At 41.6% G+C, this 19,272-nt stretch carries 13 protein-coding genes; all 13 read right to left on the bottom strand.

What is annotated here, in order from left to right; translation table 11 throughout:
• The 13 genes from ACOT8F_RS06660 to ACOT8F_RS06600 all read right to left on the bottom strand — a co-directional run bounded on the left by ACOT8F_RS06660 (window position 1) and on the right by ACOT8F_RS06600 (window position 19,070).
• Complete coding sequence (locus ACOT8F_RS06660; RefSeq protein ID WP_421650780.1) at window positions 1–1,017, bottom strand: NAD-dependent epimerase/dehydratase family protein; 1,017 nt, start codon at window positions 1,015–1,017, stop codon at window positions 1–3.
• A 12-nt stretch (window positions 1,018–1,029) separates the two neighbouring features.
• Window positions 1,030–2,277 carry a DegT/DnrJ/EryC1/StrS family aminotransferase gene (locus tag ACOT8F_RS06655; protein WP_421650779.1) on the bottom strand — a complete coding sequence of 416 codons (1,248 nt, stop codon included), beginning with the start codon at window positions 2,275–2,277 and terminating at the stop codon, window positions 1,030–1,032.
• 2 nt (window positions 2,278–2,279) lie between these two features.
• Window positions 2,280–3,989 (bottom strand): polysaccharide deacetylase family protein, encoded by a 1,710-nt coding sequence (locus ACOT8F_RS06650; RefSeq protein WP_421650778.1) that lies wholly within the window; start codon window positions 3,987–3,989, stop codon window positions 2,280–2,282.
• A 28-nt stretch (window positions 3,990–4,017) separates the two neighbouring features.
• Window positions 4,018–4,920 (bottom strand): Gfo/Idh/MocA family protein, encoded by a 903-nt coding sequence (locus tag ACOT8F_RS06645; RefSeq protein WP_421650777.1) that lies wholly within the window; start codon window positions 4,918–4,920, stop codon window positions 4,018–4,020.
• Window positions 4,921–5,025: 105 nt separating this feature from the next.
• A complete protein-coding gene (locus ACOT8F_RS06640) occupies window positions 5,026–6,582 on the bottom strand; it encodes an extracellular solute-binding protein (protein WP_421650776.1) in 1,557 nt (518 codons plus the stop codon).
• 63 nt (window positions 6,583–6,645) lie between these two features.
• Complete coding sequence (locus tag ACOT8F_RS06635; RefSeq protein WP_421650929.1) at window positions 6,646–7,521, bottom strand: carbohydrate ABC transporter permease; 876 nt, start codon at window positions 7,519–7,521, stop codon at window positions 6,646–6,648.
• A gap of 32 nt (window positions 7,522–7,553) precedes the next feature.
• Window positions 7,554–8,405: an ABC transporter permease gene (locus tag ACOT8F_RS06630; RefSeq protein ID WP_421650927.1), complete on the bottom strand. Its 852-nt coding sequence runs from the start codon at window positions 8,403–8,405 to the stop codon at window positions 7,554–7,556.
• Between the two features lie 183 nt (window positions 8,406–8,588).
• Window positions 8,589–9,203 carry a YesL family protein gene (locus tag ACOT8F_RS06625; RefSeq protein WP_421650775.1) on the bottom strand — a complete coding sequence of 205 codons (615 nt, stop codon included), beginning with the start codon at window positions 9,201–9,203 and terminating at the stop codon, window positions 8,589–8,591.
• Window positions 9,200–11,377 (bottom strand): heparinase II/III domain-containing protein, encoded by a 2,178-nt coding sequence (locus ACOT8F_RS06620; protein WP_421650774.1) that lies wholly within the window; start codon window positions 11,375–11,377, stop codon window positions 9,200–9,202. Before ACOT8F_RS06620 ends, ACOT8F_RS06625 begins: the two co-directional genes overlap by 4 nt.
• A gap of 381 nt (window positions 11,378–11,758) precedes the next feature.
• On the bottom strand, window positions 11,759–14,662 hold the full coding sequence (locus tag ACOT8F_RS06615; RefSeq protein WP_421650773.1) for an Ig-like domain-containing protein: 2,904 nt from the start codon (window positions 14,660–14,662) through the stop codon (window positions 11,759–11,761).
• A gap of 117 nt (window positions 14,663–14,779) precedes the next feature.
• Entirely contained in the window at window positions 14,780–16,204 is a 1,425-nt protein-coding gene (locus ACOT8F_RS06610) for an extracellular solute-binding protein (protein ID WP_421650772.1), read from the bottom strand.
• Window positions 16,205–16,281: 77 nt separating this feature from the next.
• Complete coding sequence (locus ACOT8F_RS06605) at window positions 16,282–17,286, bottom strand: alpha/beta hydrolase family protein (RefSeq protein ID WP_421650771.1); 1,005 nt, start codon at window positions 17,284–17,286, stop codon at window positions 16,282–16,284.
• On the bottom strand, window positions 17,286–19,070 hold the full coding sequence (locus ACOT8F_RS06600; protein ID WP_421650770.1) for a ligand-binding sensor domain-containing protein: 1,785 nt from the start codon (window positions 19,068–19,070) through the stop codon (window positions 17,286–17,288). Before ACOT8F_RS06600 ends, ACOT8F_RS06605 begins: the two co-directional genes overlap by 1 nt.
• Window positions 19,071–19,272 lie beyond the last annotated feature (202 nt).

The raw sequence follows: 19,272 nt of genomic DNA, 5'->3' as shown, positions 1-19,272 counted from the left end.
TTAAAAAGCTCCTTTTCTTTCCTGAAAATGGGATGGCTTATCAAGAAGAATGCCGTCCTCAAGCAGCCATTTTGCCGTCCAATCCATCATGTTAAAAAGCGGCACTTTAGGATAGCCAAACAGCTGATTTGCTTTGGAGGCATTGCTGAGCAGGGCTGTTTCTTGTTCTTCTCCAACAAAATGAGGTGACGTTTGAAACTTTTCTCCAAAATACTCTGCTGCGAATCGGACAGATACCGTTTCAGGCCCTGTAATATTCAAAACAGCCGGAGGACTTGAGGCATGAAGGAGAGACCTTATGGCCAGTTCATTTGCATCCCCTTGCCATATCACATTCACATGGCCCATTGATAGATCAATCGGCAAATGATTTTTTACGGACTTTGCAATTTCAAGAAGTACTCCATAACGTAAATCATTGGCATAATTTAAGCGAAAAAAGACCATTGGGATTTCATATTTTCTTGAAAAATACTCAAGAATTCTTTCTCTCCCAAGACAAGACTGGGCATATTCCCCAATGGGATTAGGCTGCATTGTCTCAAACGCTCCTCCTCTTCCTACAGAGGTGAGCGGATAAACATTTCCTGTAGAAAAAGCCACAATAGAAGAGTTTCTGAATTTCTCTGCTACTCTTCCGGGTACATACGCATTCATTGCCCATGTAAAGTGTTCATTGCCTGTTGTACCAAACTTATTGCCTGCCATATAAATAATGTTCGGTGTATCTGGAAGTCCTTCAATTTGGCTGTCGTCCAGAAGATCCGCTGAAATCACATTGGCACCGGAAAGCTCCAGTTCCTCTTTCAAAGTGCCTTTTTGAAACCTTGATACGGCAGTTACCTTTTTTTGTAAACCTGCTTTCCGAATAGCTCTTACAGCCAGTTTCACAAGGCTCGGCCCCATTTTCCCTCCTGCTCCAATGATGAGCAGATCACCTTTTATCCTGCTAATGTCTTCAACAAGAATATCAGAAGGTTCTGATAATTTATCCTCCAATTCTTCTATCGTTCTCATGTTTGAATCCTCCTAACGGATCTGATAATGCAGAGCCACTTTATTGACTGCTGCTATCGTTTCTTCTATATCTTTTTCCGTGTAAAATTCACTCATTGGAAGTTTAATAGCCGTTTCCAATATCTCCTCTGCTGCAGGGCAAATTCCTTTTTCATAGCTGATATCTGATAAGTGAAAAGGAAATTGGCTGCCTTGATAAGCAGACTTATTTTGAAACATCGGTGATAAATAAAGAGGCTTGCTAATATATCCAGCCTGGCTGGAAATTCCCTCTTTACTCAAAGCCTCAGCAAATTCATTTCTTGTGCAGCTCAGCTGCTTTGTTTGAATGCGAAACATATAAAACCAATAAGTACAGTAGCTGTCTGAAGCAACTTCCATTGGCACGATGCCCGGAATATCCTTCAATCCCTTTGAAAGCATATCTCCAAGATCGTTTCGCCGGCTGCAGATCAAGGGAAGCTTTTTCAGCTGTGCAATGCCGACAGCGCCTTGGAGTTCGGTCATTCGGTAATTCGGTGCTAGATAATCACAGTCCCTCATTACACTGTTTTCAAAGCGCGAATAATTTTTATCAGCAAAAGCATGGACCCGCTCATATACCTCACGGGAGGAGCTATTAACGGATACAATACCGCCGTCGCCAGTAGAGATGTGCTTAAAATCATTAGTGCTGAAGCAGCCGAAATCTCCCATTGTACCCGTAAGCCTTCCTCTTTGTTTTGCCAGATAGCTTTGCGCACAATCTTCTATGACAATTAACTGATGTTTTTTTGCGATCTTCATGATTTCATTCATTTTGCATGGGTTCCCTGCCAAATGAACCGCAATAATGGCTTTCGTTCGGGGCGTAATTTGTTTTTCAACAGATGCAGGATCCAAATTGAAGGAATTGATTTCAAGATCTGCAAAAACAGGGATAGCATTTTGATAAAGAATGCCTATAATGGTCCCCTGATCAGTGATGGGACTTGTGATGACTTCATCCCCGACCGATACACCCGCTGCTCCAAGTGCTATATGAATGGCTGCAGTACCAGAGGAAGCTGCTGCGCTATATTGAAGGCCATATAAGTTATTGAAGTCTTCAAGAAATGTTTTGACCTTTTTTCCGAAATGGTAGAAAAGCGTTTCCTGTTCAAGGGCTTCCAGAACTTCTTTTGCCTCTTCTTCTCCAAACCTTTTTCCAGTGCCATAAGGGCTTTGTTTTGCTTTTGGACCTCCAAACAGAGCAAGTTCAGCTATTTTCTGCCTATCCATTATTAACTCCTCCCTAAATGAACCCGTGCTTTAGGGTGTGAAATAATAGTCTTATTGCATAATAGACCATATACTTCTACTGCCTGCTGATGGGGAATCCTTTGACCATTCGGTATAAGCGTATAGATCACTGCCCCATCAGCTTCTGACGTATTTTCAGCAATCGGCTTTCCTGACTTTGAAACACCGATAATTTTCAGTTTGCGCCTTTTTCTCTCCCAGCGGTTTATTTCTTTTGAGGTCCAAAAAGTGAACCCTTCGGCTCTGGATTCCCAGATTACTTCTCTTAATGCTTTTTCTACCAAGGGCTGCTCGCAGATATGGTTTTGGTGAAAAAGAAAGTGGGCTGCACCTCCGACTGTTTTGACTGCCTTTAAAAATGGCCTGATCACGGAAGTGTCAGCAAGGGCATGATGGTTCAAATCCTGTGTCAAAAAGCCTAGCTCAAGAACGCCGAAAAGCTGATTATGCCCTGTATGCCAATCTATAGGGAAATATGGCAGGCATGTGCCGAATAAAAAGCCGATATTCCCTTTTTTGCTTGGTCCTCTGGACTGATCAAGCTCAATTCCCGTCTTTTCACACCATTTAAAAAGTTCTCCCCAGCCTTCAAAAAGCGTATAGTGATTTTTATTTGTCGTAACATCGTTTAATCCCGAGGATTTTTTCAATGATTCCAGCTGTCTTATAAACTCATGTTCACCCCATATCCCCTGCTCCTTCTCTAAGGCATTATAATGAAAGGCAAGTTCGTGGCCATCCTTTATGATTTCTTCATAAACTTTCCCGCTATATCCTGGTTCAATCATGCACCATGTAGTTTGGACAGAAAGCTCTCTTAATACATCTGCTGTTTTAGTTGCCGCAGCATCCAAATTCCCATCACTGTCATGGGAAATGGTTGCAACCTGGTTGATTCCATCCGGCCATTGTGCAACAAAGGGAAGCGATTTGCCGGTTTTTATAGCTTCATTCAGCAGCTGCTTTAAAAACACCTCTTTCCAGTAGTCTGCATAGGGATGGGCAAAGTAAAGCATTCCCGTTTCTGTTGGAATTCTGTCAATCTCCCAATCAAGTTCAAAGCTATCGTCCGCTTTCAGCAGATCATCATCAATGGCCGCAGACCCGTCAGGAGCAGGAATCCCATCCTCTGTAACTGGTTTAGTCCCTTGCTGCAGAGCAACAATTGTATAAGGGATATCAACATTCCAGTGAATAAGCCTCCCTGAACCTGATGAAAAGCTTCTCACTGCATTGGCATGGAACTGGCTGTCAGGGCTTCTCAGCATGAGGGAACCCGCCTCAGCCTCCCCTTTAACAATACCGTCTTGCCAAATAGAAGCACGGAGGAAACGGAGCGGTACTTGCTGACGGAAAACTTCAGGCATAGAGGCGTAGCCCGTTCCCTCTTTTTCAACAGAACAGTTAAAATGGGCGGCAAGTCTGCCTGAATCACTGAAATTAATAAGTCTGCCTCCGCCATTTATATAGGATAAAAGCATACCGGCACTTCTCTCTGTATCTTCCAATACACCGCACAAAATAAGATCATATTTTTCAAGATTTTCATCTGCTGAAGACACGATCTCATAAGGAATTCCTTTCTGATTTAACATTTCAATTAAATAGAATGAAAAGACATTCTCTTTTTCCGTCCATCTTCTGACGGCTTCCTTTTGGTCTAAAAGGAGGCCGAGTGCTGCCATTGCCATGCTCATCTCACCTTTTTTAGCGTATTTGTTACAGGTGAATCCACTTGCCGTCTTTTTCCCTGCTTTCATTGGCGGCTTCAAGAAAGCGGATAACCTCTGCCGTTTCGTTGAGTACAGGATCTGCTTTGCCCGTTTCTGAAAATACGACCATCTTCTCTAACAGAGAAACATAGTAGGGTTTTTCTGTTTTTTGAATTTCAATTAATCTAGGCTGATCTTCATAATGCAGCAGCGCTCCGAAAAATCCGTGTCCTTTTCTTGCCCCTCTCATCGTGCCGAATCTTCCATCCTTCCATTCTCCTGTTATTGTTTCAAAATCAGCTGAGCAGCGTGCTGAGACTCTAACACAGCCTGCTCCAAGAATTCGGTAAAGCATTTCTGCTGTATGAATCCCATACCAGAACAAGCCGCTCTGCGTTTCCTGCAATTCCATCGGACCGTAACAGTCCGCGCCTATCAGCTTTTCTTTTGCACCGTCAAGCGCATTGTTCAGTGTTTCATCAAAACGCAGCGAAGAGGAACTCATTAGAGGAATTCCTTTTTCTTTTGCAAGACGGATCATTCTGTTTGCTGCATCTGAGCTTAATGCAAACGGCTTATCAATAAAAACCGGCTTCTTAAAATGACTGATGCTTTCAAATAGCTTCTCATGTACTCTGCCATCAACAGCTGTTATCCAGATGGCATCTGCATTTTCCGCTGCAGCTTCCGGTGTTTTAAAAATACTTACACCATATTCCTTTTTTAAAAGCGAAGTATACCGATTAACGCGATTCCTGCTTAACGGAAAATCCTCAGATCCTCCCGGAAAGGCCGCTGTTATTTTCGCTCCTTTTACTTTATGGGGCTGCTCTTTGTCCAAAAGCAGTTTGGTGAAAATTTCTGCATGGGAAGTATCAAGCCCGATCATCGCAATGTTCAAGTTACTCATTGAAGCACCTCCTTCCTAAAAGGGGTATTTCATTTGTACAGGTAATATACAGGACTAAAAAAATAATTTGGAAAGCAGGTTTAAGGACTGCTTTCCCCGAAAAGTCTATTTCCAGTAGTTTTTCTCTTTAATCTGGCTGTTGTATTCATCAATCATTTGCTGTCCGCCTCTAGTTAAAAACTCTTGAACCATTTGGTCCCATTCCGAAATCGGGCGCTGCCCTGAAATCATTTTTGTCTGTTCATCAAGCAAATATTGGTTCAGTTCATCTTTTTTCTGCTGAGCGGTTTCTGATACAAGCCCATTGACAGGGTTCAAGTAATGGTTTGAGCTTTTATGCATGTTTTCAAGATCCTGAGCGAGCTGTTTTAAGACTGGATTTTTATAATCTTTTGCATATTCCATGGCATCATCGCTTGGCGCCCACATGGCGTTATCAACATAATAGGTAGAAGGAGTCAGGCCGTCATTAGCGAAATTGGCAACAAGCTGAGCGTTGCCATTTTGAACCGTATATCCTTTACCTTCATGACCCCACCACCAATCAAAATCCTTGTTGTCTGCATTTCTTTCGTTGCGGGGATAAAATTTCCGCCCGAAATCAATCATTTTTAGAATGCGATCAAGCTTTTTCGGGTCTTGTGCATCCTTCGCAGAGATTGCCGTCATACCGCCATACCCTGTTGTCGCTGCAAATCCAGTATGCCCATCAGGATCTTTAAATGGAGGTATTGGAGCAAGTTGAGCGTTCGGCTGAATTTTCAGCAGGCTGTCCATATAAGGGTCTGCCATTCCGAGCGGTGCTCCAAGGAAAATTCCGGCTTTTCCGGAGAAAAACTCTTTGTTCGTATCAGGCCATGTCATAACAGCATAATCCTTTGTTATGGCGTTTTCTTTATACAGCTTTTGAAAATTTTGAATCAGTTCTTTTCTTGCATCTGAAATCAAGCCTGGAATGTATTTTCCGTCTTTATTTTTATGAAGCCATACATCTGAATTCCAATATGCGCCCATATCGTAATCAGGGTTAATATTTTGTCCCATGGCAAACCCGTACGTATCTTTTTTGCCGTTTCCGTCAGGATCATTATTTGTAAAAGCTTCAGCTACCTTCATCAGCTCTTCATAATTCGCCGGCATTTTAAGGCCAAGTTTATCGAGCCAATCTTTCCTGAGCTCTGGAGTAAGATCATACATCGGGTAATAGGTTGGAATTCCGTATATTTTTCCGTTTACTTTCATAGAATCCCAAACATAAGATGGAACATTTTTCAAAGAGTCATATTTTTGAATATAATCGTCAAGCGGGAGAAACGCCCCCTGGCTTGCCCATTTTGAAAAACGGTTATCCGTTGCTTCGAATCCGACAATATCAGGAACGTCGCCAGAGGCTATGACAGCTGAAAGCTTCTCTTTATAGTCTGCTTGAGGAACAAATTGCACTTGATAATCAACATTGAATTTCTCGTTGATCATTTTCAGCCCTTTTCCATCCTTTGGCGGCGGATCGCCGTAGCGATAATCAATGGCTGTTACAGTAAACTTTTGATTCGGATCTTCTTTAGCCTCTTTCTTCTCTCCTCCGGCCGTCTGGTTGGATGAACATCCTCCTGCAAGGATTAGTGCGGACATGAGTACTGCACTTAACCGTTTTGCTTTCATTTTTTTCCCCTCCATATCTCGTATTGACCCTCGATACAAACCACTATGATTTCAGATCATATATCATCCTTTAACTGATCCAAGCATCACCCCTTTTGCAAAATGTTTTTGAAGAAACGGATAGACGAGCAAAATTGGCAGGGTTGCAAGTAAAATGGCTGCCATTTGAATGGTTTCCGGCGGAGGCGGATGCTCCATAAATTGAGCCGAGTTTCCAAGAGCAGCATTCGGCTCATTAACTATGACGATTTGGCGAAGCACGACCTGGATAGGCCAAAGAGCCGGGTCATTTAGGTACAGAATGCCTGCAAAATAATTGTTCCAGTGAAGCACGGCATAAAAAAGCCCGAATGCTGCCAAAGCCGGTTTTGATAGCGGCAGAACCACTCTCCAAAAAATTTGAAACTCATTTGCCCCATCCATGGTCGCAGCATCATGCAGTTCTTCTGGAATGTTCATGAAAAACTGCCTCATGACAATTAAATAAAAGGGGCTTACTGCAGAGGGAATGATCAAAGCCCAGATGGAATTTAAAAGCCCTGTTGCTTTTACAACTAGATAGGTAGGAATCATTCCGGCATTAAACAAGATGGTAAACAGAACAAACAATAACAAAAACTTCTGTCCTTTAATTGGTCTAGAAAGACCGTAGGCCATCGTCGAAGTGAAAAACAAGTTGACTATTGTACCTGCGATTGTAATAAAGACTGTCACCCCAAGCGAACGAATGAAATTTTTGGAATCAAGAATATAAGCATAAGCATCTGTTACCCATTGTTTTGGCCATAGAAGGAAATCACTGTTCATATAGTCAGTTAAAGAAGAAAAGGAAACGGAAAAGATATAAAAAAATGGGAATATCATGATAATGCCGATGATCAGAAGGAAGAAATAATTCATACTGCTGAAAACCCAATCCCCTGCAGATTTATGATGCATCATCCATACTCCTTTCGAAAAAATTGGTCATCTCAATACAGCCCCTCTTCTCCAAATTTTTTGGCAAGACGGTTTGCGATCACAACTAAAATCAAACCGACAACCCCTTTAAATAATCCTACAGCTGTGGCAAAACCGTAATCCGCCTGCTGAATGCCTTTAAAATAAACAAAAGTATCAAGAACATTGCCGACTGGCATGTTAAATGGATTCAGCATGAGAAAGATTTGCTCAAAACCCGTATCCAGCACACTGCCAAGTCTTAAAATGAAAAGCAGAATGATCGTACTTTTTAAGGCCGGCAGTGTAATATGCCACATTTGCTTAAAACGCCCGGCTCCATCCATTGTTGCTGCTTCATAAAGCTGAGGATTTACACCAGCGAGTGCTGCAAGAAAAATAATCGTCCCCCATCCAGCTTCCTTCCAAATCACTTGAAGAATAATCAGCGGCTGAAAAAAATGAGGATCTGTTAAAAAGGGAATATCCGGAAGCCCCATAAACTCAAGGACCTTGTTAATCAGCCCTTCACTTCTTAGGAAAATGACTGTAATGCCTGCTACTACAACCCAGGATAAAAAGTGAGGCAGATAAACAACCGACTGGATGAGGCGCTTGAAGGTCTGGCTTCTTGCTTCATTCAGCATAAGTGCCAGAACGATAGGAACTGGAAAAGCAAATAAGATTTGCAGGAAGGAAATACTTAAGGTGTTCCAGATAATCTGAATAACGTCTTTATTTGAAAAGATCGTTTGAAAATGTTTAAATCCGGCCCATGGACTTCCCCAGATCCCCTGAAAAGGATTGTAATCTTTGAAAGCAATAACAAGACCGAGCATTGGAACATACTTATAAACCAAAAAATAGAGAATTCCGGGCAGCATCAGCAAGTACAGATATCGCTGTTTGCTGAAGTTGCGCCTCGCTTTCTTCAGCAGGGTAGGATTTTGCACTTCTATTGAAGAGGAAACAGGCGCAACAGCTTTGGCAGGATGATTTTCCATTTTTATTCCTCCTATTAGATACAGGTATACAACTTGTATATAAACGACCGGGTAAAGACTGAATCAGCCTTCCATTGAAGTCTCTATTTTTTTGAATTTACGGGTGCAGACAAAGTGGCAGAAGTATGAGGGGCCGCTGATCAGATAAAACGGCATCAAACCAGGGATATAAAACATCGCAGTTCCGATGAGTACGAAACCAATCAGGATCAGAAGTGATAAACCAGGATAGCCGAGTGTTATCCTGAAACTGTTTTTTAATGAGTTAAGCAAACTTCCTTCGTACCGAACCTGCAAAGGAAAAAGGACGAGAAATGCTGTAAAAAGGATCACGAATAAAAGGAGACTGAAATACGATAAAACAAGTGCCCCTATATTCCCGAAGGAATGGAAGAAATGGTAATCAACATAGAGAATAAATAGGACACATGTGAATAAATAGCCGCTGGCGTTCGCTTTTTTAAAGTTCTTTACAGCAGCATTTTTAAATGCTTTCCCAATCTGAACCTCCTCTTTCCGAAAAAGTCGGGCAAGCACCTCGTGAAGGGCAGCTGCAGCAGGAAAAAGTCCAAAAAGGATTCCCCCAGCCAGGGTGCAAACTAACCACAAAAGATTCAAAAGGGCGAGCTTTGCAAGCATCTCAAAAATGACATTCAGCCGGCCATATACACCTGTCAAATCCCCTCTCCCCCTTTCTCTTTACTTGAAAACTCGTAACCTGTCTTTCTTTGATATTCTCTTTTCAATGCTTCTTGACTGTAAGGGAATGCAAGCTTTTCCGCCCATCCTTCTTTCAGATGGTGAATGGTGATAATTCCTTCTGATTCGGTTTCATGAAAATCGAAAACAAACGGTGACGGCTGATGAGCGATCCTCGGTACCAGGATAGTTAAAAGTTCTTCTTCTGCATACACTTCAAGACAATATTCCTCTTCATTTGCACCAGCGAATTTCCTTAAAAATGCGGGCCGTTTTTGTGGGAAATGAATGTCTAAAGAGTGGCTTTCTCCGGTGATCGTCAAAAAATGGTCATGGATCTTTCCTGGTTTCTCAAGTTTACCGGCATGATTCCAAAAGCTTGATTGACTATGAAAAAGGAGACTTGCCTGATCCGCAGCATTTCTTTTTTCTATGTGATCACAAATGAAATAACATCCTGAAAAATGATAGATAACCGTTCTAGTGAATGTGCAAACCCGTCCGCTATAGCTTTTGCCTGCCTCAGCCTGTAAAATAGCCATCTTCGAATTGGTTCCGTTCCAATGGATACCACCGCCGCCTCTAGAGCTTTGCCCTTCCCCGTTTATCAGCAGGGTATTATGTCCAATACTTCCGAGAGTATATTGGTTTTTAGGGCCTGGAACATAATCCTGATAGCCTGGATCGGTGATCAGCCATTCCCCCCCTATGTTCACAATGAAATGATTTTGATCAAAATGATTATGATCTCTATCAGATGGACTCGAACAAAGTGCAAGCATATGGTCATTTTCTCCCCAGCCGCTTCTCATTGAAGCCCAGCCGATTGATTGAAATACGTGTATGTAATGGTTTTTGTATACTTTCTCGGGAGAAAGAGGCTCAATTTCATCTTTTTGAAAAAGGAAACTCTCATCATAGCCCCCTGCATGCTCCTCCATAAACCAGGATACTGCCTGATTGTCATTATAGTAGGAGAGCTGCCCCATCATAGAGGCAATATCGATTGAATAATTGGCATCTGAAAAATTGGCAAAAGACGTGTCTTTTCCAGGAGCCATAAAAACCAGAAAAAGTTTAGGAAGGATTTCAGACAGATAGGGATGCTTGATCAGCGAATCAATCTTTAACACTCTCAGGTATACAGCAGAAGCAAACAGGATATGTTTGGCTGCCGCAGCAGTATAAAGGAGTCCTTCTGTTTCTTCTGCCAGAAACCTTTCATCAAGATAATCCTTTATATAGCTTGCCGCTCTTGTAACATATTTCTCTATATAGGGCAGCTCCCCCCAAACAGAAAGAGTGCCGACAAGCAGGGCGCACTGTTTAGAACAGATGATATTGTGCCTGTCCTGATTATGAAGATCTGCTGCAAGCGGCCGCAGTCCGTGAGTCAGAATTGTGTTTCGGATAATTTTCCGCTCGCGTGCTGTCAAAATCAGAAAAACAGAGTCATAGCCTATTCCTGCTGCCATAAGAAAATGAGCATTGCTCAAATTTCCTTCCGCTGCTCTGCTGGGATACTCATACCATCTTGTGAATGTGCTTAGCGATAACAAATACTCTTTTACTTTCAAAGCATAAGACAGCACTCCTGTAAGCAAGAAAGCAAGGGATAATACCCTGATGCGCTCTTCTACTGCCCTGGAGAGCATGGTCCAATACGGGTAATCTATGAATCCTTCAGGGCTCTTTATCCATTCTGGCTGTTTGAGCGGAATCGTAATGAGCAGCTGATTCGGAGCATTTCCATAGGTGACAAGGAATTCTTTTTCCTCCCGGTAGGTATTGGCCTTGCCCAGAAAAGCATCCCAGTCTTGGCGGTTTTTCCCTTTATTACTCTGAATTTTTTTCAGCTCATTAGCTGTAAAAAGAATGGAAGGTCTTTCGATTGAAGCGCTTTCATAAATTGTTTTTTCATTAGGCAGGACGTTTACCTTCTTCTGAATTTGCTGTTCACCGTTTGATACAGTGATGACAGTTGTTCCATTCTTGTGCCCTATCAGGAATCCTTCACTGAAAGATGCGACTTCAGGATGAGTGCTTCTTACATTTACATTCTCTTTTAATAAACTTGGAAAAATCTTAACCTCTGCCTTTTCTCCTGTTTCAATGACGGAAAGATCCAACACTTCAAGCCGGGATGCTGACATTTTAAAGCCACCTTTGCATACCTGTATTTAACTTGTATATGAATACCTGCTGATCTTCAGAACTGATTAATTGGTTATACAAAAATTATCATAATTTACAGACTTTTTCAATAATTAATTTGGAAAGTATTGTATAAAAAGAATATATAGTCCTAATTGATGAAGTTTTTCCGTTCGTTAGACCTACTCTTTTAATAGATCTATTATCGCGAACTTTGTTGTAATTCGTAATGATTTACTAATAGTATTTAATTGGCTTCGTAACCACTTTTTCTGCAGGTTTCCGATTAAATGTTTGGTTAGTTCGTGAAAAATAGGAATTAGTTTAAGAGTTGAGGCTTAAATAGGAAAGCGGCCCTGTTTGGACCGCTTTAGATTTATTTAGCTTTCTACTTTAATTTCTGCTGTCTTTTTTATTCTCCCATCCTCTGTTTGCACAGTGACCGTTGCGGTTCCTTCTGATACTCCTGTTACTAGACCAGTCTGGTCTACCATCGCAACCCCGCTGTTGCTTGATCTCCAGGTGACATTTTTATTTGTTGCAAACTCCGGAAGAATTTTTACAGTCAGCTGGGTTATTCTCCCCTGACTGAGTGTAACATTGGTGCGGTTCAGAAGAAGGTCCTCAATACGAATAATGGGATCCTCGATTGTATATCGCCAAATATTATTTCCATTTGAAAGTTCATTTGCTTCAATAAAATAAAAATTTCCGAGTGCATCCTTTGCAATTTTGCTGGCATGATCTTTTAAAACGGTAACGTCCTTGGAAGTCATATTGATTCTGAAAAATTTCTGATTCAGGGTGCCATACAAATACCCGTCATTTCCTTTTATCAGTTCTGTTCCAATTCTCATGGCACCTGAATCCGGAAACTTCACTTCCTGATAAACGGTTTTTTGTGATACCGGATCAAAGATAAATAAGGTGTCCTGGGCGATTCCCCACAGCATGCCATTTTCATCCGAGTAGAGCGCTCCGATCGATCCTTTTCCGGGAACAGGGGCTGTTTCAAATAATTTCTTTGAAGAAGAAGGATCCCAGCCAATCAGTTTTGCTTCTTTTGCCGCAGGCAGAGAACCTGTCCCTCCATAAATTGATGAACCTGCATAAATGAAGCCGTTCATTTTAGCAACGGAAATAATACTTTGGTTTTCTACGATATTCCGATGGATGGAAACTTGGCCAGAGTCTAAATTGTAGGATGAAAGCGATCCGCCAATTTTGCCGTAATCCGGTATCGTTCCTGCATAAATTTCATTTCTTTCAGGCAAAGACGTCATGGCAACGGGTCTGTTTTGCTCATTTTCCCCATGCAGATTAAACAGTTCCTTTAAATTGGTTTTCTTATTCCATGGCTTTGCTGTGTCATATTCGAAAATTCTTGCCATGGGATATACACCAAAAAACATTTTGCTTCCAATGGAAGTTAATCCTTCTACTTGTCCAAGTCCTGTTTGCTGTTCTGTTTTTCCAGTCATCGGTGAATAAATGCCCAGATCTCCTCCAATAAATCCGCTGCTGTAAATTTTCCCATCAGGCCCTGAGCCGATATTATATATCGTTGTTGATTGAGGCGGAAGCGGTATAAACGTATTTTTCAAAGCACCTGTATTCAGATTGTATTTAAAAAACCTTCCTTCGTAGTTTCCGCTATAACCGACAAGTGTTTTCTCTCCAAACGGTGATTCTTGGAGGTCTGAGTAACCGAAGCCGATAACAGGCCCTTCCACGTTCACATTTTGATTGCCGGTCATGACTTCATGTGCATTTTTTTCTTCAAGGTCATACTCATAAAGAATGTTGTTGGCTGTGTAATAAACTTTCTTCCCATCTGGTGAAAGCGGTGAAACTCCTCTTGAATGAATCAGTGTTTCGAATTCCACTTTCAAGGTTTTTTGATCTACCACTAGCAGTTTAAACTCAGGTTCCAGCTTGATAAAAAGCTTTCCACCTTCAGCTTGAAGATCATAAACAGAAATATATTTTTTGTAGGCTTCAGGCAATACATCCGTTTTTTTGCCTGTTCCAAGATCATACTTGATCAAATGAGCATGCGCGCCCACACCGGCATAGAGAGCGTTCTCATTTTCATCGTAAGCAACACTCCTGACATACTCTTCTTTCGGAACCATTTCTCCAAAATCGGTGAAGCCTTTTTTTGGATCGTATTCAAAAGTATGGCCGTTATAATACGTGCCGCCGTATACTTTTCCGTCCTTTCCAGCAGTCAAATCCCAAATAACGGTTTGATTCGGGACAGGCTTCCCGAGATTAATGACGGCATCACTGCCTGGAACATATTTATAAATACTTCCATTAGGAGTGGAGCCTGCATAAACAGTTCCGTCTGAAGCCACTGTTACCGCCCAGGCAGCTTCTGCATCAGGCAGAGGAAGCACTTTTGTTACACGTTCTGTCTCAACATCTGTCACAGCAAGCATGGCTGGTCTTCCAGCAAGAACTGTGTAGGCAGCAGCACGGCCATTCTCATCTCTTCCGTAAGCTCCCCTCATTGCCATCAGTTTTTTGATTTGGACGCCAAGATCCTGGAAGGAAGGCTGAACAACTACGTTTGAAACCGATCTTGATAAAAAATCTCCATTTACAGTGCTCATCTCAAGGGTAAGCTTATATTTTCCAGATTTCGTAAATTTCATTTCTGTCGGGATTGTTTGATCATAGTCAGGGGACAAATCTGCAGGTGACTCCAGAAGTTCTCCGCTGTTTAACAGCACCCTTTTCGGCTCAGATTGTACGGCTGCCACAACATCCCCAGGCCCCTCCGCTTTGACGAGTTTGAAATAAACATCATCATATCCTTTTTTCCGTACCTCCTTCGTTTCTATGGATACCGGTACGGGGACATACACGCCTGCAGACACTTCTTCTGGAAACACCATAGCTGATTCATATACAGAATGGTTTCCTTCTCTCTTTTTCACTTCCACAATGCTCTCATCCTTTACTCCTTCATAATCCGTACGAACAATTGTTTTACCAGGTTTATTTGCAAATAATTTCCCTTGCTTAACAAACGCAGTCTCTTCATCATCCACAAGAAAGGAAGGCTGGGGCAGCAAGAAAGGGCGGCATTCTTTCTTTTTCACAAGAACCGAAAGCGGTACAGCTTGTCCTGCTTGGGCTTCGATTTTCTCCGGCAGAATTTTCACCCACTGGATGTCATTATCTTCTGAGGCAAGTGCATGCATATTCCTTCCATTCATCATAACTAAGATACCCATGACAAGTGCAGCGAGAACCTTAAAGCTTTTTCTTTTCATGCTCTTCTCCTTTATACTTGTATTTTACTTGTCTATTAATCTAAAGGTATCGGTAATTTGAATATATTGTCAATGATTATTATCAGACTATTCTAAAAATAAGAACACCGAACCAGATTATGATTCGGCAAGCATCCTATTGAGTGTTTTTTCAATTCTATAGCACGCATCATGAGGTGTCTCCATATTTGCCCAGACAAGATTCAGTTCATTTTGAAGAACGATTGTTTCTCTGCTGGTTAAATTCAAATCGTTAACGGTATGAGAATAAGGAAGAACTTCTAAAAAAGCATTATAGTTCTCTGGATGGATCCCTTCTACGAGCAAGTCATCATTTTCTGCCGTTTTTCTAAGAGCTGGAATAGTACAGCCGTTTCGTTTCACAATAGACTGCGCTTCTTCTGAAACCATAAATTCAATAAGAGATTGAGCAGCTCCCTTATGCTGGCTGTTTTTGTTGATTGCCACTCCTCCTCCAATCAGCAGGGTTGCTTTTCTTTCTTTCTTAGGGACGGGGAGAATATCCCACTTTATGCTGCTGCCTCTGAATTCATTTAAGTAATAGTAGGTTGTCAAAATCATACCGGCCTTTTGTTTCTTAAAAATGTCTTCAGCCAGATGATCACTCCCATGTGTAAAAATAGGTGATACATGGTGTTTATAAATAAGATCAGTGCAAAACCTCAGGGCTTCAATATTCGCTTTGTCAGCTATTGTGAAACGGCTGCGGCTTGAAGTCATCAGCTTTCCGTTGTTTTGAAGCATAAAAACAGGCCAGCGATGATAAGATGAGGAAAAACAAAATCCGTATTGCTCTACAAGGTGTTCGTTTTCTGCTGATTTGGTGCATTTTTTCGCCAGGTACAGCAATTCTTCCCAGTCTTCAATTTCGTTAAGCTCTGATACACCTGCTTTTTCCAATATGGATTTGTTGTAGCAAATGACGACAGGAGAAAAAATAAACGGAACAGCATGAATTATTCCTTGATAAGAAAACATTTCAAAAACCTGCCGATAGCTTTTTTCCTCCGTCAAATTGTCAGATTGATAAGGTTCAATATGGTCAATTTTCCCCTTCTCTGCAAACTCACGAAATTGAGAATCGGAAACCATAAACAGATCTGGTCCTTTTTCCTGTTCCATACTATTAATAAGCTGGTTTACGTATTCTGCTTCCGGCAAAATATCAAGCTCTACTTTTATATAAGGATGGACCTTTTCAAATTCCTCCAGAATCAGCTTTACACTGTTCAGTTCATAGGAAGAAGAAAACCACGCTAGTTTAATTGTGGTGACACTGGAAAGTGAATCGATGATCACCTTGTTTCCTTTGCCTGGTATTTTTTCTATATATCCTTCTTCCACAAGCTCAGCAAGTCCTTTGCGTATGGAAACCCTGCTGATATCATACTTCTTTGAGAGGCTGTTTTCAGGCAAAAGAAAATCTCCTTCCCTGATTCTGCCGCTTAAAATTTCATCTTTCAATTCAGCAATAAACACATTGTATTTTTTTTCAAAATCGCTTTCCCTGCGCAATTGCATGGCAATCTCTCCTGCTTCATCTCTTTTTTATTCTCTTACTCTCTGGAGCTAGTCTTTATCAGCTTTCTTCATCCGTTTTAAAGCCACTTATTCAAAAATTCATAAGAAAACTCCCGAATATCGCTCGGAAAATCATGCCCTTTGTTCCCAATTAAGCAATCAAACTTTTCGTTTTCTCCAAGCAGTCTGTAAAGCTGATCAATATGGCCCAGGCCTTCCGCTATCCTCTGCCAATGAGGAAAAATAGCATCATTCATGGTCATCCAGACAAAAAGCGGCCGGGGAGCATGTAAAGAAAGAATCTCATGAAATTCAAATGGTATTTCTCCTGCCTCTGTTAAAGGAGTTAGCTCTGGAAAATGGCTGAACCAATCTCTTTTTCCCCAGCGGTTTTGTTCAGGATCTCCCGTGAAAACGCTCAAACCGCAGCTGCAGACAACTGCTTTTACCCGAGAATCCAAGCTTGATAGAAAGAAAGAATTATAGCCTCCTAAAGAATGGCCGATAGCCCCTATTCTTTCACTATCCACTTCCTCTAAATTGCATAAAAGCTCAATTCCTTGGATATGGTCTGAAATCATTTTTCCTGCTGCAGTCCATTCAGGATGGTCCGCGTAAAAGAATCTCGTCTGAAATGGCTCTGCACCGGCTTTCACACGTTCTCCTGCTGTTATGCAGTCAGGTGCAAGCACAATATACCCTCTGTCAGCAAGCTCCATTCCATAACGCCTGCTCTTTCGGCCGCGAGGATGAGAAATATCATCCTTACCAAGCGGTTCTGTCGGATGCAGGGCTAAAACTGCCGGGCAAGGAAAAGCTGTATCCAGCGGAATGAGTAAATTGGCTGTGACTTGATCACCATCTCCAGTCTGATAGATGATTTTTCGCCGTACATGCTTTTTTTCCTTTTCTTCGCTAATGATTTGATAAATAGGATCGAGTGGAGATGCTAATTCTTTCACTATGTTTTTCCATGTTTTTTTAATTGCAAGCATCTTTTGTTGCCAATTTTTTTCGTTTTCTGATTGACTAATAAGAGGAGGAAGCCCGGCCTGCTCCAATTTTTCAAGTAAATATGGCATTACTTTCCTCCTCCTTCTTCTAAATTCAATGAGCAAAAAACGCTGCCGGAAGCAAAATATAGGTTGTTTTGCCAAATTGCTCCGCCGCTTGTAATGGGCTGTGACACAGGAATCACCTTATAGGAAAGCGTTTTAAGGTCTATTTTTATAACTGCTTTTTTTAATAAACAAAGGATCGATCCATTCATCTTCAGAAACCCATTTCTTGCAGGCTTGCCGTATTTTTTCAGAGAGATGATTTTTTCAGGTACAAGCTTTTCAGGACTGAACAGAAAGAACTTGGAGCTTCCAGTAAGGCCATAAATTTTACTTTCTTCTGCTATGATGCCTGAAATTTCTTCCTCGGCTTGAAAAGGAACAGTCTCAGCATGAAAACGGCTGTTTTTCCAATTTAATCGAAAAAGACACGCATGCCGTTCGGTTTGGGCTGCTCCACCTGGTGTATGCACACTTGTTCCGCCGATTACATCACCATTTGAGAGGAAATCAAAAGAAACAATGCTTTGATTTGGAATAAGCTGTTCATTTGGAAAAACTTCAAGCTTATTGGAATAAACATTTAATTTTGCAAGACCTCCCCCTCTTTTTCCGTAACCCGGGAACCCTGCAAAATATATATGCTCCTGATCAGGATGAGCTGCCATGCATCTTGGTCTGTGAACAAGCTCTGCACTGCCGATCAGCTTAGGATTTATGAGAGGCTCCGTTTTCTTATTTGTATCCAGTACGTAGATCTTTCCGCTTGTGTAAGCTGCTCCAATTAGCTTGCTCCCGGCAGTGGCATAGGCACAGATGTTTCCGCCTTCCCCTTTTTCAAGAGGGCCGAGGTTCTCAAACTCCAGTTTTTCCGGATCAAACGAAAAGAACTGCATAGGATGCATGGAGGTTCCATAAATTTTACGATCCGGCCCCAAGGAAAGCGTACTGAGTTCCGCTCCCGCTGCTTCATATTCCAAATCTATTTTCAAAGCGCTTGTTGTGACTTCCTTCTTTACGAGATCGAAAGAGTGAATGTTTTCCTTTTCTGAGAGCTGGCCATGACAGCTGAAAAATCCTTTTCCCCAATAATTAGAAGGAGGAACATCTTCTTCTTTAACAGGCATTGCCTGACCGCCCGAGAAGGTGTACCATTCTTCACCAGAAGAAGAGTGCCTGAGCTGGCTGCTTGCCATCTGGCCGTATACTTTGCCATCTGTTCCTTTCATAACATAGCCTGTACCCCTCTTTTTCTTCGGATAAGGATGCCATGTTCGTTTTTCTTTCGTCTCCGGGTGAAAAGCTGTAACCAATCCCGCTTCAGTACCGATTCCTATATAAATCCATCCTGATTCATCTGCAGCCATCGACCCTGCATATTTAGCAGCCGTATCTATTCTTCCATACTTTTTGAACCGCTGTTTCTTTGGATCAAAACGGATTAAATAAAGCCTTGGGTATGTACAGAAAAATAGATATCCTTCGCGATTTTCACAAATGCTGAAAACAGCTGCGTCTTCTTTGATTGGTGATTTAGCAAAAAGAATTTTTTCTTTAAATGGATCAGCTGCCAAAAACGTCCTGTTATAACCGGTATAAAACAAGCCGCTTTTTGAAGAAAAAGACACGTACGGATAATCAGGCTTGCCTGGAAAAAACAGCTGTTTGGATATTCCTGTAGAGGGATTGACGATCAAAATAAACCCCTTTGCTGCTATAACAAGCCGTTCTTCACCCGATTCATTTTTGCAAACGGCGGCTGTACGGGTTTCTGTAAGCCGTATAGGAGAGCCATATATTTTAACCATGCGGTTGGATCACCTTCCTTAACCTGTTTTTTACCTGTATACTATTATTCTAAAAATTCTAAACTTTTGTCAATCGTAAACTTTCTATTTTGAAGTCTCTTTTCTTAAACTTTGTTGCTCATGACTCTATATTTATTCCTAGAAACCATTGGGATGGCAAAAACTTTAAGAAAAGATGCCCCGATGCTAGTCTAAATGCGTG

The organism is Chryseobacillus diguaensis, from assembly GCF_049220665.1.
Lineage (GTDB): Bacteria > Bacillota > Bacilli > Bacillales > Bacillaceae > Metabacillus_B.
This window is presented reverse-complemented; position numbering and strand designations above follow the sequence as displayed.